General features: G+C 64.1%; 20 protein-coding genes and 1 pseudogene. 15 read left to right on the top strand and 6 right to left on the bottom strand.

From position 1 onward, the window contains the following. Positions 1-49: 49 nt before the first annotated feature. From FBY31_RS21955 to FBY31_RS22020, 13 genes and pseudogenes are all read left to right on the top strand, one after another. Positions 50-823 (top strand): electron transfer flavoprotein subunit beta/FixA family protein, encoded by a 774-nt coding sequence (locus FBY31_RS21955; RefSeq protein ID WP_142045880.1) that lies wholly within the window; start codon positions 50-52, stop codon positions 821-823. Between the two features lie 15 nt (positions 824-838). Continuing rightward, a complete protein-coding gene (locus tag FBY31_RS21960; protein WP_142045882.1) occupies positions 839-1,810 on the top strand; it encodes an electron transfer flavoprotein subunit alpha/FixB family protein in 972 nt (323 codons plus the stop codon). Between the two features lie 76 nt (positions 1,811-1,886). Further along, entirely contained in the window at positions 1,887-2,822 is a 936-nt protein-coding gene (locus FBY31_RS21965) for a cytochrome b/b6 domain-containing protein (protein ID WP_142045884.1), read from the top strand. Between the two features lie 116 nt (positions 2,823-2,938). Next, positions 2,939-4,075, top strand: a complete 1,137-nt coding sequence (locus tag FBY31_RS21970) for an acyl-CoA dehydrogenase family protein (protein ID WP_142045886.1) — start codon at positions 2,939-2,941, stop codon at positions 4,073-4,075. A gap of 2 nt (positions 4,076-4,077) precedes the next feature. Further along, positions 4,078-5,142: an enoyl-CoA hydratase/isomerase family protein gene (locus FBY31_RS21975; RefSeq protein ID WP_142045888.1), complete on the top strand. Its 1,065-nt coding sequence runs from the start codon at positions 4,078-4,080 to the stop codon at positions 5,140-5,142. A gap of 60 nt (positions 5,143-5,202) precedes the next feature. Beyond that, positions 5,203-6,114 carry a 3-hydroxyisobutyrate dehydrogenase gene (mmsB, locus tag FBY31_RS21980; protein WP_142045890.1) on the top strand — a complete coding sequence of 304 codons (912 nt, stop codon included), beginning with the start codon at positions 5,203-5,205 and terminating at the stop codon, positions 6,112-6,114. After that, entirely contained in the window at positions 6,111-6,887 is a 777-nt protein-coding gene (locus FBY31_RS21985; protein ID WP_142045892.1) for an enoyl-CoA hydratase, read from the top strand. Before mmsB ends, FBY31_RS21985 begins: the two co-directional genes overlap by 4 nt. Before the next feature lie 67 nt (positions 6,888-6,954). Further along, entirely contained in the window at positions 6,955-8,454 is a 1,500-nt protein-coding gene (locus FBY31_RS21990; RefSeq protein WP_142045894.1) for an aldehyde dehydrogenase family protein, read from the top strand. A gap of 2 nt (positions 8,455-8,456) precedes the next feature. Beyond that, positions 8,457-9,719: a CaiB/BaiF CoA transferase family protein gene (locus FBY31_RS21995; protein WP_142045896.1), complete on the top strand. Its 1,263-nt coding sequence runs from the start codon at positions 8,457-8,459 to the stop codon at positions 9,717-9,719. Continuing rightward, positions 9,716-10,537, top strand: coding sequence for an enoyl-CoA hydratase/isomerase family protein (locus FBY31_RS22000; RefSeq protein ID WP_200833500.1), 822 nt, complete (start codon positions 9,716-9,718; stop codon positions 10,535-10,537). Before FBY31_RS21995 ends, FBY31_RS22000 begins: the two co-directional genes overlap by 4 nt. A 273-nt stretch (positions 10,538-10,810) precedes the next feature. Beyond that, positions 10,811-11,179: a hypothetical protein gene (locus FBY31_RS22005; RefSeq protein WP_142045898.1), complete on the top strand. Its 369-nt coding sequence runs from the start codon at positions 10,811-10,813 to the stop codon at positions 11,177-11,179. A 253-nt stretch (positions 11,180-11,432) separates the two neighbouring features. Next, positions 11,433-12,485, top strand: a complete 1,053-nt coding sequence (locus FBY31_RS22010) for an MBL fold metallo-hydrolase (RefSeq protein WP_235013249.1) — start codon at positions 11,433-11,435, stop codon at positions 12,483-12,485. A gap of 333 nt (positions 12,486-12,818) precedes the next feature. Continuing rightward, positions 12,819-13,649 (top strand): annotated as a pseudogene (locus tag FBY31_RS22020) (enoyl-CoA hydratase/isomerase family protein). Positions 13,650-13,688: 39 nt separating this feature from the next. On the opposite strand, the gene FBY31_RS22025 reads toward FBY31_RS22020, so the two are convergent. The 6 genes from FBY31_RS22025 to FBY31_RS22050 all read right to left on the bottom strand — a co-directional run bounded on the left by FBY31_RS22025 (position 13,689) and on the right by FBY31_RS22050 (position 19,051). After that, positions 13,689-14,222, bottom strand: a complete 534-nt coding sequence (locus FBY31_RS22025) for a MarR family winged helix-turn-helix transcriptional regulator (RefSeq protein WP_235013250.1) — start codon at positions 14,220-14,222, stop codon at positions 13,689-13,691. Between the two features lie 211 nt (positions 14,223-14,433). Beyond that, positions 14,434-14,691: a hypothetical protein gene (locus FBY31_RS22030; RefSeq protein WP_142045904.1), complete on the bottom strand. Its 258-nt coding sequence runs from the start codon at positions 14,689-14,691 to the stop codon at positions 14,434-14,436. A 118-nt stretch (positions 14,692-14,809) separates the two neighbouring features. Beyond that, positions 14,810-15,946 carry a bifunctional 2-methylcitrate synthase/citrate synthase gene (locus FBY31_RS22035; RefSeq protein WP_142045906.1) on the bottom strand — a complete coding sequence of 379 codons (1,137 nt, stop codon included), beginning with the start codon at positions 15,944-15,946 and terminating at the stop codon, positions 14,810-14,812. A 27-nt stretch (positions 15,947-15,973) separates the two neighbouring features. Continuing rightward, complete coding sequence (gene prpB / locus FBY31_RS22040; RefSeq protein ID WP_142045908.1) at positions 15,974-16,879, bottom strand: methylisocitrate lyase; 906 nt, start codon at positions 16,877-16,879, stop codon at positions 15,974-15,976. After that, positions 16,879-18,399 carry an MmgE/PrpD family protein gene (locus FBY31_RS22045; RefSeq protein WP_142045910.1) on the bottom strand — a complete coding sequence of 507 codons (1,521 nt, stop codon included), beginning with the start codon at positions 18,397-18,399 and terminating at the stop codon, positions 16,879-16,881. The genes prpB and FBY31_RS22045 overlap by 1 nt, the downstream gene beginning before the upstream one ends. After that, positions 18,392-19,051: a GntR family transcriptional regulator gene (locus FBY31_RS22050; protein ID WP_142045912.1), complete on the bottom strand. Its 660-nt coding sequence runs from the start codon at positions 19,049-19,051 to the stop codon at positions 18,392-18,394. Before FBY31_RS22050 ends, FBY31_RS22045 begins: the two co-directional genes overlap by 8 nt. Before the next feature lie 486 nt (positions 19,052-19,537). Between FBY31_RS22050 and FBY31_RS22055 the strand changes: the two genes are divergently transcribed. Together FBY31_RS22055 and pntB are read left to right on the top strand one after the other, a co-directional pair. After that, positions 19,538-21,091 (top strand): Re/Si-specific NAD(P)(+) transhydrogenase subunit alpha, encoded by a 1,554-nt coding sequence (locus FBY31_RS22055; protein ID WP_142045914.1) that lies wholly within the window; start codon positions 19,538-19,540, stop codon positions 21,089-21,091. 44 nt (positions 21,092-21,135) lie between these two features. After that, on the top strand, positions 21,136-22,560 hold the full coding sequence (gene pntB / locus FBY31_RS22060) for a Re/Si-specific NAD(P)(+) transhydrogenase subunit beta (protein ID WP_142045916.1): 1,425 nt from the start codon (positions 21,136-21,138) through the stop codon (positions 22,558-22,560). The last annotated feature ends 77 nt before the right edge of the window (positions 22,561-22,637 follow it).

Raw genomic sequence — 22,637 nt, forward strand, 5'->3', positions numbered from 1 at the left:
GTGGTCCTCGACGTTCCATTGAAAGTAGCCGCAGCAGGAGGAAAGTCCCGTGAAGATCATTGTTCTGGTGAAGCAGGTGCCCGACACCGAGGAAGAGCGCAAACTCGACGCCTCCACGGGCCGACTTGACCGCGCCGCGAGCGAGAGCGTTGCGGACGAGATTAACGAGCGCGCCCTCGAGGTGGCGCTGCGCCATAAGGATTCGAACAAGGGCAGCGAGGTCGTAGTGCTGACCATGGGTCCTGCCTCCGCAACGCAGGCCCTGCGCAAGGCGCTGTCCATGGGGGCAGACTCGGCGGTGCACGTGGAGGATGACCGATTGGATGGCGCGGACATCGCTAGGACGGCGGCCGTCTTGGCCGCGGCCTTGCGGCGGACCGGCTTCGACCTGGTCGTGGCGGGTAACGAATCGACCGACGGGCGCGGCGGCGTGGTGCCAGCCATGGTGGCCGAGCACCTCGGGCTGCCGCTGCTTTCGTCGCTCAACTCCGTCGAGATCGGCCCGGCTTCCGTCACCGGCGAAGTCGGCATCGAGGACGGCTTGCTGGAGGTGAGCGCCGCGCTGCCGGCCATCGTGTCGGTGACCGAGCGGTCCGCCGAGGCCCGCTTCCCGAACTTCAAGGGCATCATGACCGCCAAGCGCAAGCCCCTGGCCAACCTGTCCCTAGCCGACCTGGACCTGGACCTGAGCGTGGCAGGCCGCACGTCAACCGTGCTCACTATATCCGAGCGACCGGCACGCACTGCCGGCAAGAAAATCGTCGACGACGGAACCGCAGCCGGGGAGCTCGCCGAGTTCCTGGTCGCCGGCCGCCTGGTCTGATCCGAGGAGACTGACATGACCAACGTACTGGCACTGATTGAAATCTCGCCCGCTGGCGCCATTGCCACCAGCGCTCCGGCTCTGATTGCCGCGGCCGCGAAACTCGGCACCCCCGTGGCCGTCGTGGCCACACAGCCAGGCGAGGGCGCCGCCTTGGTGGAGCAGCTCGGGGCTCTCGGCGCGCAGCAGGTATATCTCGCGGAGAGTGCACAGGTGGGCCTGCTGCTGGCGGTAGCCCAGGTCGAGGCGCTCACGTCCGCGGCCCGGGCGCTGGAACCCTCCGCCGTCATCGTGGCGAACTCGGTCGAAAGCCGCGAAGCCGCGGCCCGGTTCGCGGTCCGCACCGGCGCCGGGCTGCTGGCCGACGTCCTGGACGTCCGCGCCGAGGACGGGACCGCAGTCGGCGTCCACTCGGTCTTCGGCGGCGCCTACACCGTTGAAGCGACGGTGCAGTCCGGCCCGGCAGTCATTACCCTGCGCCAGGGTGCCTTGGATGAGCGCGCCGCCGCGGCAACCCCGTCGGTCACGACGGTCGCGCTGGACATTCAATCCGGCAACTCCGCCAGGATCAACACAATGCACCCCGCCGGTTCTGACTCGGGGCGCCCGGCGCTGCGCGGGGCGGTCACTGTGGTCTCCGGCGGACGCGGCCTGGGCTCCAAAGAGAACTTCGTCCTCGTCGAACAGCTCGCCGACGCGCTCGGCGCCGCCGTCGGCGCCTCCCGGGCCGCCGTGGACGCCGGCTACATCGAACAAAGCTCCCAGGTCGGGCAGACCGGCATCACCGTGTCCCCGCAACTGTACGTCGCGCTGGGGATCTCCGGGGCCATCCAGCACCGAGCCGGGATGCAGACCGCCAAGACCATTGTGGCCATTAATAAGGACGAGGACGCCCCCATCTTCGACGTTGCCGACTTCGGCATTGTGGGCGACGTGTTCACCGTAGTTCCGCAGCTGATCGAAGCCATCCAGGCCCGCTCCAACTAGCCGTTGCGGGCCGGTCTGCCCGTCGGCCGGGACAGCAGTTGGGGCCGCTTACCGCCTCAGGAAAGGACCGCTCGTCATGTCGACGACTACAAGCAAGACGTCAATGCGTCCCGGGAACAAGTGGGCCCGGCTGGCCGTGGCGATCACCATAGCCGTCGTGGCGTTGGCTGTTGTCGTGCTCTTCGCCCAATGGATGCGAACACTCCCTGCCGTCCAGGACTTCCTGGCCACCTACCCGGGACAGGTCGAACTGCCCGAGACGGCGCCGGTGGGCCTGCCGGCCTGGCTGGGCTGGCAGCACTTCCTCAACGCCTTCTTCCTCGTGCTGATCATCCGTTCCGGGTGGTTGGTGCGCACCACTGCCAGGCCCAAGGAACACTGGACCCGGAACAACACCGGGCTGATCAAGACCAAGGGGAAGCCGGCCAAGATCAGCCTGAACCTCTGGTTCCACCTAACCCTGGACGCTCTGTGGGTGCTCAACGGGATCATCTTTATCATCCTGCTGCTGGCCACCGGGCAGTGGATGCGGATCGCTCCGACCAGCTGGAACGTAGTACCCAACGCCCTGTCCGCGGCCCTCCAGTACGCCTCGCTGAACTGGCCCGCCGAAAACGGTTGGGTCAACTACAACTCGCTGCAGGTGCTGGCCTACTTCTCCATCGTCTTCCTTGCCGCACCGCTGGCCCTGGCCACCGGCCTGCGGATGAGTGGGGCATGGCCGAAGAACGCCACAACGCTGAACCGGATCTATCCGGTCGAGGCGGCCCGGGCAATTCACTTCCCGGTCATGCTGTATTTCGTAGGTTTCGTTGTTGTGCATGTGGTGCTCGTGTTCACCACCGGCGCACTGCACAATCTAAACCACATGTATGCCTCCAGCGACGCCGGCGGTTGGGCAGGGTTCTGGATCTTTGCCGCGTCACTGGCAGTCATGGTCGCCGCCTGGTTCCTGGCCCGGCCCCTGTTCCTGCGGCCGCTGGCCTCCCTTACGGGCAAAGTCAGCAAGTAACCACAGAAATGCGGCGGGTTCTTAGTATGACATCAAAAATATACTAGGGACCCCTAGTAATTACTTGGATGTCCTACTATATTGAAGTTTAAATCCACATTTTCGACGGGACTGGAATGTTTGAACTTAACGAGGACCAGCAGTTGCTGGTCCACATGGTGCGGGACTTTGCCAACGAGGCCTTGGCACCCAACGCCTCAAAGTGGGACGAGACCAAACACTTTCCGGTGGACGTGCTGGCCGAGGCCGGCGCCCTGGGCATGGGCGGCATTTACGTCCGGGAGGAGTTCGGCGGCTCCGGACTTACACGCAGTGATGCGGTGCTGATCTTTGAGGAGCTGGCCAAGGCGGATCCGACGATTGCCGCTTACATCTCCATCCACAACATGGTGGTGTGGATGATCGACTCGTTCGGCAACGATGAGCAGCGTGCACAGTGGGTCCCGCAGCTGGCCTCCATGGAGGCGCTGGGCAGCTACTGCCTCACGGAGCCGGGCGCCGGCTCCGACGCTGCTGCTTTGAGCACCAAGGCGGTGCGCGACGGCGACGACTACGTGCTTAACGGTGTCAAACAGTTCATCTCCGGCGCCGGCTCGTCGAGCTACTACATCGTGATGGCCCGCACCGCCGATACCGGCAACCGCGGCATTACCGCCATCGTGGTCCCCGCCGATGCGCCTGGCCTGTCGTTCGGCGCGAACGAGAAAAAGATGGGGTGGAACGCACAGCCAACCCGGCAGGTGGTCCTCGAGAACGTGCGGGTCCCGGTGGCCAACCGTCTCGGTGAGGAAGGCAGCGGTTTTGGTATCGCGATGAAAGGACTCAATGGCGGCCGGATCAACATGGGGGCGTGCTCCCTGGGCGGCGGCCAGACCGCGCTGGATAAATCCGTGGCCTACCTCAAGGAACGCCGAGCCTTCGGCGGCCCACTGATCAACCAGCAATCACTGCTCTTCCAAATCGCTGACATGGAAACTGAGCTCGTGACCGCGCGGACGCTGCTCTGGCGGGCAGCGGACGCGCTGGACCGCGGGGCACCTGATGCTGTGAAGCTTTGCGCCATGGCCAAGCAAGTTGCCACGGACGCGGGGTTCAATGTCGCCAACAGTGCCATTCAGCTCCACGGCGGCTACGGCTACCTGTCCGAATACGGGGTGGAGAAAATCGCCCGGGATTTGCGCGTCCATCAGATCCTCGAAGGCAGCAATGAGATCATGCGCATGGTCGTTGGCCGGATAGTGGCAGGGGCCTAGGCATGGACAACGACGAGGTTCTGCTGCGCCGGGACGGCCACCTGGGACACATCATCCTCAACCGGCCCCAGGCGATCAACGCCCTCACGCACGCCATGGTCACCCGAATTGCCGAAGCCCTGGACGAGTGGGAGCACAACGACAGTGTCGCCACGGTCCTGCTGACCGGCACGGGGGAGCGCGGGCTATGCGCCGGCGGAGACATTGTGGCGATCCACCGGGACGCGGTGAACCACGGGACCGCCACCGAGCGGTTCTGGGCCGACGAATACAGGCTTAACGCCCGAATCGCTAACTACCCTAAACCATATGTCGCCATGATGGATGGTTTGGTGCTCGGCGGCGGCGTCGGGGTCTCAGCCCACGGCTCGCTGCGCGTAGTGACCGAGCGGACCAAGGTAGGAATGCCGGAAACCGGGATCGGTTTCGTCCCCGACGTCGGCGGCACCCACCTGCTCTCTAGGGCACCGGGGGAACTGGGCACGCATGTGGCCCTGACGGCCGGCACATTCTCCGGCGCCGATGCCATCGCGATGGGTTTTGCCGACCATTTTGTGGACAGCAGCGCACTCCCTGATCTGACTAAGGCGTTGGCTTGGGAGGACGCTGCGGAAGCTGTCAGGTCTTTCGCCCGGGACTACTTCCCGCCGGCGGCCCTGGCTTCCGAGCGGTCCTGGATCGACGCTTGCTACGCCCTCGACACCGTCGAGGAGATCCTGTCAGCCCTGCAGGGCTCCAAGATTCCCGCTGCGCAGGCTGCCGCAGACAGCATTCTGGCGAAGTCACCCACAGCGCTGAAGCTGACGCTCGAATCCCTTCGACGCGCCCGGACTTCGGGAAGCCTGGCGGGAACCCTGGAGCAGGAGTACCGGGTCTCGCTGCACTGTTTCGCCGCGCCCGATTTGGCCGAGGGAATCAGGGCCCAGGTGATCGGCAAGGACCGGCGCCCGCAATGGTCTCCGGCCACCCTGGAGGCCCTATCGGCCGCCGACGTCGCCCGCTACTTCGCCGACTTGGGACCCCGGGAACTGCGCCTTACCACCGCGGCTTCCGGCCAGACCCCCTAAACGCCACCACACACGAGTCATACCTGCGCAACGAAACCGCGCAACGAGAAGGAGCTTTTCATGGGAAAGAAGATAGCTTTCATTGGCCTGGGCCACATGGGCGGCCCGATGGCGGCGAACCTGGTCAAAGCCGGGCACCAGGTGTCCGGATTCGACCTGGCACCCGAGGCTCTGGACCAGGCCCGCACCGCCGGCATCGAGGTCGCCGAATCTGCCGCCGCGGCCGCTGCCGGCGCCGACGTCGTCATCACCATGCTCCCGGCGGGACGCCACGTGCTTGGCGCCTACCAGGGCGAGGATGGACTGCTGGCCGTTGCCGCACCGGGAACCATGTTCCTGGAATGCTCCACCATTGCGGTCGAGGACGCGCGCGCCGCCCACGAACTGGCGGTCGGGGCCGGGCACCGTGCCCTGGACGCCCCCGTGTCCGGCGGCGTGACCGGGGCCGTGAACGGCACGCTGACCTTCATGGTAGGAGGCAGGGCCGAAGACTTCGCGGAGGCCGAGCCGATCCTGGCCGCCATGGGCCAACGGATCGTGCACTGCGGTGGACCCGGCGCCGGGCAAGCCGCGAAGGTCTGCAACAACATGATCCTCGGCGTGTCGATGATCGCAGTGTCGGAGGCCTTCGTCCTGGGCGAGAAGCTGGGCCTCTCCAACGAAGCCCTGTTCGACGTCGCCTCGGCCGCCTCAGGCCAATGCTGGGCCCTGACCACCAACTGCCCGGTCCCCGGACCGGTTCCGGCCAGTCCCGCGAACCGCGATTACCAGCCCGGCTTCGCCGGGGCGCTGATGGCCAAGGACCTGGGCCTGGCCGCGCAGGCCCTCGCATCAACAGGCGTCCAGGCCCGGCTCGGTTCCCTGGCCGAGGAGATCTACCGGCAATTCGCCGAGGGCGAGGGTGCGGTCCAGGACTTCTCCGCCATCATCAACGAAATCCGGGCCAACTCAAGCGTGGAGGCACTGGCATGAGCGACTACCAGACCATCCTGGTCAAACAGCACGGACGCGTCGGCATCATCACGCTCAACCGTCCCGAGGCGCTGAACGCCCTCAACGTCCAGCTCTGTAACGAGGTACTCGCCGCAGCCCGCGACTTCGATACGGACCCGGAGATCGGGGCCATCATCATCACCGGTTCTGACCGGGCCTTCGCCGCCGGCGCGGACATCAAGGAAATGGCACCCCGAAGCTACATGGACATGTACACCCAGAACTGGTTTGCCGGCTGGGATGACCTGGCCAGGGTCCGCACACCAATGATCGCCGCCGTCGCCGGCCATGCCCTCGGCGGAGGCTGCGAGCTGGCCATGATTTGTGACTTCATCATCGCCGCGGACAACGCCAAATTCGGGCAGCCCGAAATCAAGCTCGGCGTGATCCCGGGCATGGGCGGCTCTCAGCGGCTGACCCGGGCCATCGGAAAGTCCAAGGCCATGGAAATGGTGCTCACGGGCCGGACCATGGGCGCAGATGAAGCAGAACGCGCCGGTCTGGTCGCCCGGGTCGTCCCCGCCGCCTCGCTGATGGAGGACGCACTCGCCACAGCTGCGACCATCGCGGGCATGTCCAAACCCATCGCCCTGCTGGCCAAGGAAGCCGTCAACGCCGCCCACGAAATGTCATTGGCCGACGGCGTGCAGTTCGAGCGCCGACTGAACCACTCCTGCTGGGCCACTGAGGACCAGAAGGAAGGCATGGCAGCATTCATCGAGAAGCGCGCCCCGGAATTCACCCACCGCTGACCCCTGCCGCTGACACTCCGCACTCCGGCCCCGGTCGGCGGCCCACCATCCTGAAAGACGAGAAGCCATGACCGAAGTAAGTGTTGACCCCCGGACCGGTGCCATCCTGGGCGGATTTGAACAACTGATGTGGATCGACGGCGAACGAACGGAGGCGCGCACTGGCGAGTGGCGCGAGGTGAAGAACCCCGCCGTCCGCGAACAGGTGATCGCCCGGGTGCCCTCCGCCGGAGCAGACGACGTCGACCGCGCCGTCGCCGCCGCACGGCGCGCCTTCCCGGGCTGGCGCTCAGTGCACTTCACCGAACGCGCCCGGGCGCTGGCGAAAATCGCGGACGACATCGAGGAACGGGCTGAGGACTTCGCCAGGCTGACCGCCCTGGACACGGGCAACGCCCTGCGCACCCAGGCCCGCCCCGAGGTCAACACCCTGGTGGCGCTGTTCCGCTACTTCGCCGGCGTCGCCGGCGAAGTCAAAGGCACCACGCTCCCGGCCGGGGACAACCAGCTGCAGTACACCCGGCTGGAACCGCTCGGCGTCGTCGCATGCATCCTGCCCTGGAACTCACCTTTGATGATCGCCGGATTCAAGGTCCCTGCCGCGCTTGCCGCCGGCAACACCGTCATCCTCAAGGCCGCCGATGATGCGCCGCTGACCATCCTGCTGCTGGCCGAAATCTGCAACCGCTATCTCCCCGCCGGCGTCCTGAACGTACTGACCGGCCGCGGCAGCGTGATCGGCCAGGCACTGTCCACCCACCCCGGAGTCGACAAAGTCTCCTTCACCGGCTCCACCGAAGTGGGCCGCGGCGTAGCGCGCCAGGCCAGTGAACGGCTGGCCCACGTGTCCCTCGAACTCGGTGGCAAGAACCCCTCCATCGTGTTCCCCGACGCCGTGGATGACGACCTGATAGACGGGCTGCTGGCCGCGTCACGGTTCACCCGGCAGGGCCAGAGCTGCACCGCCGGATCCCGTTTGTTCCTGCACGAGGACATCTACGACGAAGTACTCGAACGCCTCGTCACCAAGCTCGGCGCGCTCAAAGTCGGCGACCCCCTCGATGAGGCCACCGACATGGGCGCCATCATCAACGCCAACCAACACCGCCAGATCAGCGCCTACCTGGACGAAGGCAGGTCCAACAAGGACCTGACCATTGCCCTCGGCGGGCACGCCCCTACCGAAGGGCCGCTGACGGATGGCTACTACCACCTGCCGACCGTCTTTGGAGGTGTCCGGAACGACTTCCGGCTGGCGCAGGAAGAAATCTTCGGCCCGGTTCTGGCAGCCATCCGCTGGAAAGACGTCGACGAGGTCGTGGCCATGGCCAACGACTCGCACTTCGGTTTGGCCGCTTACGTGTGGAGCCGCAACCTGGACAACGCCCTGAACACTGCGCACCGCGTCGAAGCAGGCTGGGTCCAGGTGAACCAGGGCGGGGGCCAGCTGGTGGGCCAGTCCTATGGCGGGTACAAGCAAAGCGGCATTGGCCGCGAGGTCTCCCTGGAGGGCATGCTGGCCGGGTTTACCCAGACCAAGCAAATCAACGTCAAGCTGAGGGGCTGACCATGGCGAAAACGACAACGACCACGACCACGACCACAACAACGACGACGGCAGGCCCGCTGGCAGGCGTCACCGTGCTGGACCTCAGTCGTGCCCTCGCCGGTCCGTACGCCACGGCGCTGCTCGCGGACATGGGGGCGACCGTAATCAAGGTTGAATCGATCAAGGGCGGCGATTCGTCCCGGTCCTGGCCTCCGTTCGAGAACGAGCACAGCCTCTACTTCGACTCGATCAACCGCGGCAAATCCTCCGTCGCCGTCGACTTCTACACCCCCGAAGGCAAAGATCTGCTGCGGAAGTTGGCACTGGAAGCGGACGTACTCATCGAGAACTTCCGACCCGGAGTCCTGACGACCCTGGGTCTGGACCCCGAGGAGCTGCGGGCGGCCAACCCCGGACTGATCATCGCCTCGGTGACCGGGTTCGGCACCACCGGACCGCTGGCCCTTACCGCAGGCTTGGACCAGGTCGCCCAGGGCATGTCCGGGCTCATGTCCGTGACCGGCCAGGACGCGGACCACATGGTCCGCTTCGGAGTGCCGATCGTGGACATGTGCACGGGGATCTTCGCCGCTTACGGCATCGCCGCAGCTCTCGCAGGCCGAGCCCACACCCGGGCGGGGCTGGACATCTCCACCTCGCTGCTGGAATCCGCACTCGCCCTGTCCGCATTCCAAGGGCAGCGCTATCTCAGCAACGGCGAGGTCCCGGTGCCCCAGGGCAACGACCACCCGGTCCTGGCACCCTACGGGGTCTTCAAAACCGCAGACATCCCCGTCATCATTTCCGTCGGCAACGACAAACAATGGCTCCAACTCTGCGTTATTGTCGGCGATCCCGCCCTGGCCCATGACCCGGACTACACAACGGGACGGGACCGCTCAACCAACCGCGCCGCCCTGGCCGTCCGGCTCGAGGAACTCCTCACCGCCCATCCGGGGCTGGAATGGCTCGATGCCTTCCGAGCCGCGAAAATCCCCTGCGGCCCGATCTACAACTACGCAGAAGCCTTCGCCGACCCCCAGGTCGAAGCCGTGGATATGGTCAGAACCGTGAACCGCTACGACGGCACCGAACTGCCACTGCTCCGCGGCCCACTGTCCGTCAACCGCGAACCCACCCCGGTCCGGAAGGCGCCTCCCGCCTTGGGTGAAGACACCCGAAAGGTCCTCGAAAACATGGCACTGACCCCGGAACAGATTAACAAGCTCATTGCCTCCGGCATTGTGCGCGAAACACCCGCCCTCGCAGAGGTACGGGCATGACCAGCACAGCGGAGGAAACCATGACAGCTTCCCTGCGGGTCGAACAATCCGGTGCGGTAGCGACTATCGTGATCGACAATCCTCGGCGCCGCAACGCGCTGAACCAGGACATGTGGCAGCAGTTCGCACCCGTGCTGGAACGCCTCGGCGCGGACGCGTCCGTCAAGGTGGTCGTGGTTCGCGGGGCCGGCGGGAACTTCTCCGCCGGCGCCGACATCAGCGACCTGAAGGCCATCCTGCGCGATCCGGAGAGCGGGGCACACGACGGCGGCCATGTCACCGCCGGTGAGAATGCGCTGGCCAGCTTCCCCAAACCCACCATCGCGGCGATCGAGGGCTACTGCATCGGCGGCGCCTGGCAGATCGCCGGGGCCTGCGATATCCGTATCGCGGCGAACAGCGCGACCTTTGGCATCACCCCGGCCAAGGTCGGCATCGTCTACCCACTCTCCGGCATCGAACGCCTCGTTCGTCTAGCCGGCCCCGCCACAGCGAAATACCTGCTGCTGACGGGGGATTTCATCACCGCCCGCGAAGCACATGATCTTGGCCTGCTCGGCAGGGTGGTCCCCGCGAAGGGGTTCTGGAATGAGATCAAGCAATTCGCCGACCGGATCGCCAACCGTTCCCAGCTCTCCACCCAGGCCATGAAACAGATAGTCGACGCTATCGCCGTTAGCGATCCCGCACTCCCGCGGATCAGTAACTACTGGCAGGACCAGATGGCTGCCAGTGGGGAACCAGAAATCGGGATCCGCGCCTTCTTGGCGAAGGAGACCCCCGCATTCAAGTGGACTCAGCCCCAGACGTTGGACTAGATCGGGAAACGCGTCTCCACGAAGTCGCCCGCGTCATAGCGGAACCTGCCCAGCGGGGATTTGCGCATCACAGGCCGCTGGACCAGAGGTCGAGCCCGATCCGCGAAGGCTAGCCGGAAGCTACCAGAATCACAAGCAACGGAACGCCTCCCGCGGGGCAGCAAGGGCGTACCTTCGGGACACGCTTAGCGACCCCGCGAAGACCTACGCCGAGCCCGTGCGCTCCGGGCAGTTCCCCGTCCCGAACACTCCACCATCCAGGAAGCTACTGGGTTGACCGAAGTGACCTACCTACAAAGTACCGACAATCAGAAGAGGAAGAAGGCCACCATGGAGTCTGAGATTGTCAGTCGCGCCAGCATGCACCGCACGGACCAATGGCAGTCCCTCGTCGGCAAGATTGTCCAGGTCCGGCTCGTCGGAGAGTTCTATCGCCAAGGGTTGGTTGAGGACGCCATGCCCGACGCATCCGGCTTATGGATTGCTCCAGAGGGGGCATTTGAGCGGGAATTCATCGATGCCGCTTCCGGGTTTGAGGTTTGGACCAGCCTCTATCCGCGTTCGAGGTGGGACCGAACGGCCGCCTCCGAGATGGTGGCAAAGAAAGCCGAAGTCCGTGAACAGATCGCGCCAAGGGCGTGAGATGTCGCGTGACGTCTGTGCCGCTTTTCCTCGTGCGTGTTCGCATGCACTCGGACGAAGAAAAGATGCAATCATCACCGACCGACACGGAAACGATCACGACGGGCCTGCCCTGATGACCATACAGGCCCTACGGGTCCGGCCTCGGGTACGGGCCGTCTGAGCCTGCGTGCATGCCAGAATGAACGGACAGCATCCGGGATGCGCCGGGGTCCGTCCGCACCCATGTTTTTACTGTCCTTGAGAGGAACTGATGACCCTGCCCCCGATTACCCTCACCGGCCACGCCCAGAAGGAAGCATGGGGGAACAAGGTGCTGCCGCCCGTTGAGCAGCTCAGTGCGGACGTTTGGTCCATCCCCGTCCCGTTCCCCGACAATCCCATGCGATACACCCTCAGCTACCTGCTCCTAGGCGACGGGGACGCCGTCCTAATCGATCCAGGCTGGGACAGTGAGGCCGGCTTGGACTACCTGAATGCCGGACTGCGGCAGGCCAACCTTGGCTTGACCGACCTGACAGGAATTGTCGCCACCCACTTCCACTCGGACCATCTGGGCATGGCCTCCCGCCTTCGGACGGCCACAGGAGCCTGGGTGGCTTTGGGTGACCGGGAAGTGCGCCGGCTTACCGCCGGTGAGGACCCTGACGTTGTTCTGAACAACGACCGCGAGGAGCTGACGCTCTGGGGCGTGCCGGCGGACCGGCTGGCCGAAGCGGCCCTGGACCGCCCCCACCTCACCCATCTGCAGAACCTCGCCGATCCGGACCTGCGGCTCACCGACGGCAGCCTCGTGCCTGCCCAGGGACTCAACCTGCAGGTGGTCACCACCCCCGGGCACTCACCCGGTCATATCTGCCTGGTTGATGAGCCCCACGGCCTGATCTTCAGCGGGGACCACGTCCTGCCGCGCATCTCCCCGCACATCGCCCTGGAACTGCCCGGGCCGGCAAACCCACTGGCTGACTACTACAAATCCCTGGACCTAATCGCGTTCGAGGACCAGATGGAGGTCTGCCCGGCCCACGAGTACCGGTTCCGCGGCATGCAGCGCAGGGTCGCACAGCTGGTCGAACACAACCGCGAACGTTCCGCCGAGGTCCTCCGGGTCCTGGAGGCGCACCGGCCCGAAACAGTTTGGGACATCGCCCGGCACCTGACCTGGTCCCGCGGCTGGGAATCCCTGCAGACCTTCTCGCTGCGCCTGGCGGTCTCCGAAACAGCCAGCCACCTCGTGTACCTGCGATCCCAAGGCCACGACATCGACGTGCCAATAACAGAATCACGCCCGGCTGTATCCCGGTGACGGAAGCCTGCCAGCAAGCTCAGGACCGGGGCGGCCAGCCGCCGGATGAGGTGGTATACGGCCGACCGGACGCATTTATAACTACGGGGAAGTTTTCCAGGATGCGCAAGTCCAGGCTTTGGACATGGTCCGGCATCTTACGCGGCGTGACGGGTCATCCCTGCCGCTGTTGCGCGGACCGTTGTCCGTCAACGGCGAAGGCACGCCTATCCGCAAGGCACCGCCGACGCCCGACGCGTGTTGGAGGGTCTGGGGGCTCAGCGAGGAGCAGATAGCGGGGCTCCTTGAGGCCGGCGTGGTGAGGGAAGCTCTTGTTCCGGAGGTGGCGAGCCGATGAAAACCACAAGGGAGGATACTGCGACCGGGACGCTTCGGGTCGAATACGACGGTCCGGTTGCGACGATCGTGCTGGACAACGAGCGCCGACGCAATGCGATGACGAAAAACATGTGGCAGCAGTTCGAGCCAATACTGGACCGTCTGGCCGCCGATGCATCGGTCAAGGTGTTGGTGGTCCGCGGGGCTGGGGAGAATTTCTCCGCCGGGGCAGAGATCAGCGACCTCAAAGACATCCATGCATCATCCAGGTAACGGCCGGCACGACGGCGGCCATGTCACCGTCGGCGAAAATGCTTGGCCAGTTTCCACAAACCCACCATTGCCGCGATTGACGGATACTGCATCGGGGGTGGATGGCAAATCGCAGGTGCCTGCGACATCCGGATGGCTTCCGACAGGTCTACCTTCGGGATCACACCGGCAAAGATCGGCATCGTCTATCCCTTGTCCGGCATCGAACGGCCGGTCAGGCTGGCCGGGCCAGCCACGGCAAAATACCTTCTCTTCAGCGGCGACTTCATAGACGCAGCGGAAGCCATGGGCTTAGGCCTGCTGGCCAGGGTGGTACCTCAGGCAAGCTTCTGGCCGGAAATCATCGTATTCGCTGGGCGTCTGGCCGCCCGTTCGCAGCTGTCAATCCAGGCTATGAAGGACATCGTGGACGTCATTGCGGCCGGAGGTTACCGCTCGAGGGAGACAAACGCCGAGTGGCAACGTGAGATGGCCGTGAGCGGCGAGCCCGAGATAGGCATCGAGGCCTTCCTCTCAAAGCAGGCGCATGAATTTAAGTGGACGGGACGCGATTCTAAACTGCTTGATCTTTAGGAGCGTCCCGGTACTGTCCAGGAGCTGCCTGCCGGGAAGTCAGTACTCGTCCCGGCGGCTATTTTCGTCGAAGTCGCCCGCCTGGCGACGGAAGCGACCAAGGGTTTCGATCAGAACGTCAACCTCGTTACCGGTAAATCCGGTCCGGGTGAAAACCTCCGCGTTCAGGTCCTGTGTTGCTGCGTTTACGACTTCCCGGCCTTTGGCGGAAATCTGCACCAGGGTAGCTCGGCCGTCCGTTGGATGAGCTACCCTGCGCACCAAACCTGCACGTTCCAAGCGGTTCACCGCGCTTGTCACGCTCGTGGGGTGAACCTGCAAACGTGCACTTGCCTTGGCCATGGGCAGCGACCCGCTCCTAGTGAAGCTAAGTAACGCCAGCAGTTCGTAACGGGCAAACGACAACCCATGCGGTTTGAGAACGGCTTCGATACGGGCGAGCAGGATCTGCTGTGCCCGCATCAGAGCAGTCACAGCAGCCATACCGTCTGCGGCATCGCCCCAACCATGCTCCTGCCAGTGACGCCGTGCCTCAGCTATCGGATCCTTGAGCAGCGGTAGGGAACTCGACACACCATCTCCTTTGTTCGAGCAATATATGGGAGCGTAGTCCTTCGAAAGATTCTCTCATTCCCTACAGCCCTGCTAGAGACGGACCACATCCAAGCGGTCAAGCGGATGTAGTTCGGATCGCCCGCCACGTAGTAGCGGAAATACAATCGGAACACACTGCTGGGCCGACGACCTGATCCAAATATAACTCCTTGATGAACGCCGGCAGAGGTCAAGGCAAGGCGTCCGGTTCGATTTCCTGAGGCACTCGAGTCGCTTCCGCTGGGGGCAAGAAATGCGCAAAAAGCTGGTATCCGTCACACTCGAAAAACATCTGCCTTGGAGAGTTTGCGTCGAGAGAAATCCACAGGATCGAGCTATCGGGCATTACCGCCTCAACAGTTCCTTCGCGGACGAACTTTCCGTTTTTCCATATTTCTACCTGTTGACCGAGAGCGCGTTGCCAATCTGACTGAAGATGAAGGTCCATTGCTTGCTCCTATATACGCTCGGCAGCCCGCGGTGAGGTGTCGCAAGCGTTGCGATAGTTGATGATCCCGGTGATCATCCGACACCTCACCGCAGGAATTGGGGCCGTTTCCCGCCGGTTAGAGGGAGCGCTGGTCTGGACCTTTGTAAGCGCTGAGCGGTCGGATCAGGGAGTTGGATGCCAGCTGTTCCATGATGTGTGCGGTCCAGCCGGTGATGCGGCTGGCGACGAAAATCGGGGTGAAGGTTGGGGTGTCAAAGCCCATGAGGTGGTAGGTGGGTCCGGCTGGATAGTCGAGGTTGGGCTTAATCGCCTTGGCTTCGTCCATGGCCTGCTCGAGCCCGTTGTACAGCCCGAGGAGTTCGGGCCGACCGTAATGGGCGATCATTTTGTCCAGGGCGGCCTTCATGGTGGGAACGCGGGAGTCGCCGTGCTTGTAGACGCGGTGCCCAAAGCCCATGATCTTCTTCTTTTGCGCCAGTGCGTCTTCCATCCACGCTTTAGCGCGGGTGGCTGCTTCCTCCAGGGATTCCTCGGGCCGGATGCCGATCTCGTCAAAGGTGTGCATGACGGCTTCGTTCGCGCCGCCGTGTAGGGGGCCTTTAAGCGCGCCGATGGCTGCCGTCACTGCCGAGTGCAGGTCAGAGAGGGTAGAGGTGACCACCCGGGCGGTGAAGGTCGAGGCGTTAAAGGAGTGTTCCGCGTACAGGATCATCGAGACATTGAAGGCCGCCACGACCTCGTCCACAGGTTCTTCTCCGAAGGTCATCCAGAGGAAGTTGGCCGAATACCCCAGATCACCGCGGGGCGCCACGAGGTCCTGGCCGTGCCGGCGGCGCTGGTCGTACGCCACGACTGCCGGCATCGCCGCCCATAGGTCAATGGCCTTGCTCATGTTGGTCTCGGGTGAAGAGTCCTCGGCCAATGGGTGGCGGGCGCCCATCACGGAGGCGGCTGTGCGGCAGACGTCCATGGGGTGGGCGTCGGTGGGCAGTGTGTCGATGACTGCCTTGAGTGCAGGGTCGAGTGTTCGGCCAGCCCTTTCGCGGGCGGTGAACCCGGCAAGTTGCTCCGGCGTAGGCAGTTGGCCCTTCCAGAGCAGGTATGCCACTTCCTCGAAGCTGCATTTGGCGGCGAGTTCCTGGACCGGGTACCCGCGGTAGAGCAGCGAGTTGGTTTCCGCGTTGACTTTGGAGACGGCGGTGTAGTCCACCACAACGCCTGCGAGCCCTTTTTTGATTTCTGTGTCAGCCATGCTGAACTCCTTCGTTGCAGTTCCGGACTAGCGAATGTGGGGGATCTGGAAGTTGAAGATGCCGGAATCGAACTTGTTGTAAGCCTCGTAGTCCACGAGGTCATAGAGACGAGAGCGGGTGAGCATCTCAGGAACGCGCACTTCTTGGGTTCCCAAGCTCTTAAGCGTGTCCAAGACCCGTTCAGCTGCCCCCATGGCACTACGAAGCAGGGTGACAGGGTAAATGACCATGTTGACCCCGACCGCCTGCAGTTCTCTCGTGGAGAAGAGGTCGCTTTTACCGAACTCGGTCATGTTGGCCAGGATGGGTACGTCGACAGCATCGCGGATGGCCTGGAATTCGGCGAGGTCGCGCATGGCTTCAGGGAAGATCGCGTCTGCCCCGGCATCTACCAGGGCTTTGGCGCGGTCTTTGGCGGCCAGGAGACCGTCAACGGCGCGGATGTCCGTCCGGGCCATGATAAGGAAGTTGGGGTCGCGGCGGGCGTCCGCCGCGGCGCGGATGCGTTTGGTGGCGGTGTCCAGGTCCACGACGTTTTTGCCGTCGAGGTGGCCGCAGCGTTTGGGGTTGAACTGGTCCTCTATGTGCAGTCCCGCCAGGCCCGCGTTCTCGATCTCCTGGACGATGCGGGCCACGTTCATGGGTTCGCCGAAGCCGGTGTCGGCGTCCACGATCGCGGGCAAGTCCGTCATCCGTGCTATCTGCCCGGCCCGGGTGGAGACCTCGGTGAGGGTGGTCAAGCCTATGTCCGGCAGGCCGAGATCGTTGGCCAGGACCGCGCCGGAGATATAGACCCCGGCGAAGCCCTTCTCCTGGATCAGCCTTGCCGACAGCGGATTGAACGCGCCGGGGAACTGGGCGATAGTGCCCGAAGCAAGCAGGTTGTGGAAATCGATGCGCTTCTGCTCGGGCGTGACCTTCGAGTACAGCATTAGAAGAGTCCCTTGGGTGCGGCGTCCAGGTCGATGACGCCGGGGGCGGCGGTGATGTTCAGCTGGTCCAGCTCGCCCGCGGCGAGTTCGGGGAGGCGTTCGACGGCGGCGAGGAACCTTTCGATTTCGGCCTCCTCGACGAGGCCGGCGGCGAGGGTCCGGAACTTGTTGATGTATTCAGCGCGTCCGAAGGGGCGGGCACCGAGGGGGTGGGCGTCAGCGACGGCGATCTCATCCGTGATCACGGTGTCGTCGGTGAGGGTGATTTCCACGGAACCGCCGAAGGCCTTCTCACTGATGTCCAGTGAGTGGTAGCGGCGGGTCCATTCCGGGTCTTCCTCGGTGGTGACTTTCTGCCACAGCTCCACGGTGGCCGGTCGCGCGGCGCGGGCGGGGGAGTAGGAGTCCACGTGGTGCCAGGCCCCGTCCTGCAGGGCGACAGTGAAGATGTAGGGGATGGAGTGGTCAAGGGTTTCCCGGGAGGCGGTGGGGCTGTACTTCTGCGGATCGTTGGCGCCGGAACCGATCACGTTGTGTGTGTGGTGGCTGGTCTTGATCAGCACGGACTTCACGTTGCCCGGGTCGGTAGCTTCGGGGTGCTCACGGTTGAGTTTCCGGGCGAGGTCGATCCAGGCCTGGGCCTGGTACTCGGCGGAGTGTTCTTTGGTGTAGGTGTCCAGGATGGCGCGCTTGGCCTCACCGGGCAGGGGCAGCGGCACCTCGTAGGAGGCGTCCGGGCCGTCCAGCAGCCAGGCAATCACGCCGTCCTCGCCTTCATAGATCGGCACCGGGGAAGTCTGGCCGCGCATCGCCCGGTCCGCGGCCTCCACCGCCATCTTTCCGGCAAACGCCGGGGCGTGCGCCTTCCAGGTGGAGATCTCACCCTTACGGGACTGACGGGTTGCGGTGGTGGTGTGCAGTGCCTGGCCGACGGACTGGAAAATTGTTTCCACTTCGAGGCCCAGCAGTGTGCCGATGCCGGCAGCGGCGGATGGTCCGAGGTGGGCGACGTGGTCGATCTTGTGCTTGTGTAGGCAGATCGCCTTGACCAGGTTGACCTGGATCTCGTAGCCCGTGGCAATGCCGCGGATCAGGTCTCTGCCGCTGGCCCCGGTGTGCTGGGCGACGGCCAGGATGGGCGGGATGTTGTCCCCGGGATGAGAATAGTCCGCTGCCAGGAACGTGTCGTGGTAATCGAGTTCACGAACGGCCACGCCGTTGGCCCAGGCCGCCCACTCAGGGGAGACCCGTTCGCCAATCCCGAAGACCTTCGCGCCCTTTCCGCCAGTGGAAGGCCCATGGGTGAGGGCCTGGGCACGGGCGGCGACGATCGGTGCCCGGTTCAGCGATGCGATGGCCACCGAGGCGTTGTCGATGATCCGGTTGATCACCATCTCCGTCACCTCCGGCGCCACGTCAACCGGGTCGGCGGCCACCACGGCGATCTTGTGCGCCAACTGGTCCTCGCGGGGAAGGTTTTCCTCGCTCTTGTACACACGAACGTGATGTTCCTTAACCATGGTGCTCCTTCGAAAGTGAGGGGTGAGTAGCTTTGATATGAGCAAGACTGCGGTGCAAGTGGAGTGTGGTGGCCGCTTCGGCCAGTCGTGGCTTCCCATCGGCAATGGCCTCGGCTATGGCTGCGTGCTCTGCCGCTGCGGCCGTGAGTCGATCGGCGTCTTCCGCAGCCAGCCGTCGGATCCGCACGAGGTGCACACGGAGGCTCCGCATTGCCTGGCCAAGGTAGGAGTTGGAGATGGAGGAGTCGATGGCCTCATCCAACCGGGTAACCAGGGCGTAATACGTGTGGCGGGCAGGGTCAGCTGCGGTGAGGAGCGTTGGAGCATCCAGAAGTTCCCGATGGAGTGAAACAAAGACACTGGGGTTGCCCCGTTGGGCAGCCAAAGCAGCCGCCCTGCACTCCAGGATTTCGCGCAGCTCGAAAAGTTCAGCGACGTCGTCCAACGAGATGTCAGTAACGACCACACCTCGACCCCCCGCAGCCTGGGTGAGACCCTCAGCGCTTAGTCGGCCAAGGGCCTCCCTTAACGGTGTTCGGGAAACGCCAAGCCGTTCCGATTGTTCGACTTCAGCCAGAACTGTTCCAGGCAAAAGACGCCATTCAACAATGTCTTCACGAAGAACTTGGTAAGCCCGTTCACTAGCACGCATAGGAACCAGTGTATACAAAACCGCTCAAGCGCTGGCAATGGCATGGCTTGCTATGTATACATTTGAATTGCTGAGGGTACTGATGGGATGGCGAAGATCTGGTCGTCTAGGGGCGCTCGTTTAGCGATTTTCGCTTTGCCTGGCTACGGGCGGGTGTCAGCAAATGGTCGTAAGCAGGATTACGCGCAGCATAACGTATACACCGGAGGGACCTTTCAATGAAGGTCTATGGACGAGCCTTGGCCTCTATGTATACACTCTTATCAATCACTCTACTGTCCTGGATTCACGACAGATGAGCGTGCAGCCGTGCCGGGTAACGGAGAGGCTCCACGGTCCGGCTTGGGCCCAATGGCATTCCACAACATTGGGGGAGGGTCAGTGAGACGTCAAGCCTTGCTGACGATCCCTAAAAGAGAAATCAATCGATACCGCGCCGCGGGCAATAAACTTCTGCTTGCCGCGGCTGGATGAAAGAGAGTTAGCGTGGCACGTATTGGCGTTGTGGCCGAGTTGGGTCGCGAGAACCGGGTGGCGGCGACGCCCACCACCGTGAAGCAGTTGTTGGGGTTGGGTTACGAGGTCGTGGTCGAGAAGGGCGCGGGCGAGTCCGCATCGTTCCGTGATGAAGCCTATGCCGAGGCTGGCGCCACAATCGTGGGGGCGGATGAGGCGTGGGGGTCTGAGGTGGTGTTGCGGATCAACCCGCCCACGGAGGATGAGATCGGCCGTTTGGCCGTGGGGGCGACGCTGATCGGGTCGTTGAGCCCGGGCCTTCGCCCGGACCTGGTGGAGGCACTGGCTGCCCGTCCCATCACGGCTTTGGCGCTGGATGCTGTGCCGCGGATCTCGCGGGCGCAGTCCATGGACGTCCTGAGTTCGATGGCGAACATCGCCGGGTACCGAGCTGTCATCGAGGCCGCGCATGAGTTCGGCAGGTTCTTCACCGGCCAGGTCACGGCGGCGGGCAAGGTCCCGCCGGCGAAGGTCCTGGTCGCCGGCGCCGGAGTTGCCGGGCTGGCGGCGATCGGTGCCGCGTCCAGTCTGGGCGCAATCGTGCGCGCGACGGATCCCCGGCCTGAGGTGGCGGATCAGGTGAAGTCGATCGGTGGTACTTACCTCAAGGTTGAGGTGGAGGAGGAGATGAAGTCCTCCGACGGGTATGCGAAGGCCACGTCCGAGGCGTATAACGCCCGGGCTGCTGAGATTTATTCGGAGCAGGCAGCGGATGTGGACATTATCATCACTACGGCCCTGATCCCGGGGCGTCCGGCGCCGAAGCTGCTCACGGCCGAGGACGTGGCCGCGATGAAGTCCGGCAGCGTGATCGTTGACATGGCCGCGGGTCAGGGCGGGAACGTCGAAGGCTCCGTCGCCGGGGAACGCGTGGTCAGTGACAACGGTGTGGTGATTCTGGGCTATACGGATTTGCCGGCCCGTTTGCCGGCGCAGGCTTCCCAGCTGTACGGGACGAACATGGTGAACCTGCTCAAGCTCCTGACCCCGGACAAGGACGGGCAGCTGCGGATCGACTTTGATGACGTGGTGCAGCGCTCCGTGACGGTGGTCCGGGAGGGGGAGAAGACCTGGCCGCCGCCCCCGGTCCAGGTCTCAGCCGCACCCGCAGCCACTACTCAGGCCCCGGCCGCCGCAAGCACGGCGCCGAAGCAGAAGGAAGGCCTCAGCGCGGGCGGTAAGGCCGGGCTTTTCGCCGCGGGAATCGCTGCTTTGTTTGTGGTTAACGCGGTCGCTCCGGCGCCGCTGCCGCAGCACTTCACGGTGCTGATGCTCTCCATCGTGGTCGGCTTTTACGTCATCGGGAAGGTCCATCACGCCCTGCACACCCCGCTGATGTCCGTCACGAACGCGATCTCGGGGATCATCGTCGTCGGCGCTCTGCTGCAGGTCACCTCCGAAAACATTGTGATGCAGGTCCTCGCCGCCGTCGCGGTGCTGCTGGCCAGCATTAACATTTTCGGCGGCTTCGCTGTCACCCGGCGCATGCTTGCCATGTTCTCGGCCGGGAAGGCGCGTTCATGAGCGCCGCCACCGGAACAGCAGTAACACTGACGAGGAGCTCTACCATGACTGACGCCGTCTCCGGTCCGTTGACCGCCGACTCCATTGCAGGGGCGGCCTACATCGTCGCTGCCCTGCTGTTCATCCTCAGCCTCGCCGGGCTGAGCAAGCACGAGAAGGCCCGCGCCGGGGTGGTCTACGGCATCACCGGCATGGTCATCGCCCTCGCCGCGACCATCTGGTTGACCCTCCAGGACGCTTGGGGCATCGGCGCGGGCCTGACCGGCCTGGTCCTGCTCCTGGCCGCAGTCCTGGTTGGCGGGGCCATTGGGCTCTGGCGGGCCAGGGTCGTGGAAATGACCGGCATGCCCGAGCTCATCGCCTTGCTGCACAGCTTCGTGGGCCTCGCCGCGGTCCTTGTCGGCTGGAACGGGCACCTTGAAGCTCCGGACCTGTCCCCGGACCTGATGGCGATCCACCACGCGGAGGTGTTCATCGGCGTGTTCATCGGCGCAGTGACCTTCACCGGCTCGATCGTGGCGTTCCTGAAACTGTCCGCCCGGATGAAGTCCTCGCCGCTGATGCTGCCGGGCAAGAACGCGATCAACCTCGGCGCCCTGGCCGCGTTCATCGCCTTGACCGTCTGGTACGTCAACGACTCCCAGCTCTGGCTTCTTATCGTCGTCACCCTCCTGGCTCTGGGACTGGGCTGGCACCTGGTGGCCTCCATCGGTGGCGGCGACATGCCCGTGGTCGTGTCCATGCTCAACAGCTACTCGGGCTGGGCCGCCGCTGCAGCGGGTTTCCTGCTGAACAATGACCTGCTGATCATCACCGGCGCCCTGGTCGGCTCCTCGGGCGCGTACTTGTCCTACATCATGTGCAAGGCCATGAACCGATCCTTCATCTCCGTGATCGCCGGCGGCTTCGGCATCGCCGCCCCCACCGGCGCGGACAAAGAGTACGGCGAGCACCGCGAAATCACCGCCCAGGCCACCGCGGAAATGCTGACCAACGCCTCCAGCGTGGTCATCACCCCCGGCTACGGCCTGGCCGTCGCCCAGGCCCAATACCCCGTCGCCGAACTCGCCCACCAACTCCGTGAACGCGGCGTGAACGTCAGGTTCGGCATCCACCCCGTCGCCGGCCGCCTGCCCGGGCACATGAACGTCCTCCTCGCCGAAGCCAAAGTCCCATACGACATCGTCCTGGAAATGGACGAAATCAACGAAGACCTCGGCGACACCTCCGTCGTCCTCGTCATCGGCGCGAACGACACCGTCAACCCCGCCGCCGCCGAAGACCCCGGCAGCCCCATCGCCGGAATGCCCGTCCTCCGCGTCTGGGAAGCAGACAACGTCATCGTGTTCAAACGCTCCATGGCAGCCGGCTACGCCGGTGTCCAAAACCCCCTGTTCTACCGGGACAATTCCCAAATGCTCTTCGGCGACGCCAAGCAACGCGTCGAAGACATCCTCAAAGCGTTCTAACCGATAGCGCCCGCGTGGCCTTGCTGGCCAATAAAACACCCAGGTGGCGCTGGTCCGAGTTACACAACCAAACCCGT

This window comes from Arthrobacter sp. SLBN-100, from assembly GCF_006715305.1.
In the GTDB taxonomy this organism is placed as follows: domain Bacteria; phylum Actinomycetota; class Actinomycetes; order Actinomycetales; family Micrococcaceae; genus Arthrobacter.

Coding starts and splice junctions, on each gene's coding strand:
- FBY31_RS21960 (WP_142045882.1), top strand. CDS start 839: ATGACCAACGTACTGGCACTGATTGAAATCTCGCCCGCTGGCGCCATT.
- FBY31_RS21965 (WP_142045884.1), top strand. CDS start 1,887: ATGTCGACGACTACAAGCAAGACGTCAATGCGTCCCGGGAACAAGTGG.
- FBY31_RS21970 (WP_142045886.1), top strand. CDS start 2,939: ATGTTTGAACTTAACGAGGACCAGCAGTTGCTGGTCCACATGGTGCGG.
- FBY31_RS21975 (WP_142045888.1), top strand. CDS start 4,078: ATGGACAACGACGAGGTTCTGCTGCGCCGGGACGGCCACCTGGGACAC.
- mmsB (WP_142045890.1), top strand. CDS start 5,203: ATGGGAAAGAAGATAGCTTTCATTGGCCTGGGCCACATGGGCGGCCCG.
- FBY31_RS21985 (WP_142045892.1), top strand. CDS start 6,111: ATGAGCGACTACCAGACCATCCTGGTCAAACAGCACGGACGCGTCGGC.
- FBY31_RS21990 (WP_142045894.1), top strand. CDS start 6,955: ATGACCGAAGTAAGTGTTGACCCCCGGACCGGTGCCATCCTGGGCGGA.
- FBY31_RS21995 (WP_142045896.1), top strand. CDS start 8,457: ATGGCGAAAACGACAACGACCACGACCACGACCACAACAACGACGACG.
- FBY31_RS22000 (WP_200833500.1), top strand. CDS start 9,716: ATGACCAGCACAGCGGAGGAAACCATGACAGCTTCCCTGCGGGTCGAA.
- FBY31_RS22010 (WP_235013249.1), top strand. CDS start 11,433: ATGACCCTGCCCCCGATTACCCTCACCGGCCACGCCCAGAAGGAAGCA.
- FBY31_RS22030 (WP_142045904.1), bottom strand. CDS start 14,691: ATGGACCTTCATCTTCAGTCAGATTGGCAACGCGCTCTCGGTCAACAG.
- FBY31_RS22035 (WP_142045906.1), bottom strand. CDS start 15,946: ATGGCTGACACAGAAATCAAAAAAGGGCTCGCAGGCGTTGTGGTGGAC.
- prpB (WP_142045908.1), bottom strand. CDS start 16,879: ATGCTGTACTCGAAGGTCACGCCCGAGCAGAAGCGCATCGATTTCCAC.
- FBY31_RS22045 (WP_142045910.1), bottom strand. CDS start 18,399: ATGGTTAAGGAACATCACGTTCGTGTGTACAAGAGCGAGGAAAACCTT.
- FBY31_RS22050 (WP_142045912.1), bottom strand. CDS start 19,051: ATGCGTGCTAGTGAACGGGCTTACCAAGTTCTTCGTGAAGACATTGTT.
- pntB (WP_142045916.1), top strand. CDS start 21,136: ATGACTGACGCCGTCTCCGGTCCGTTGACCGCCGACTCCATTGCAGGG.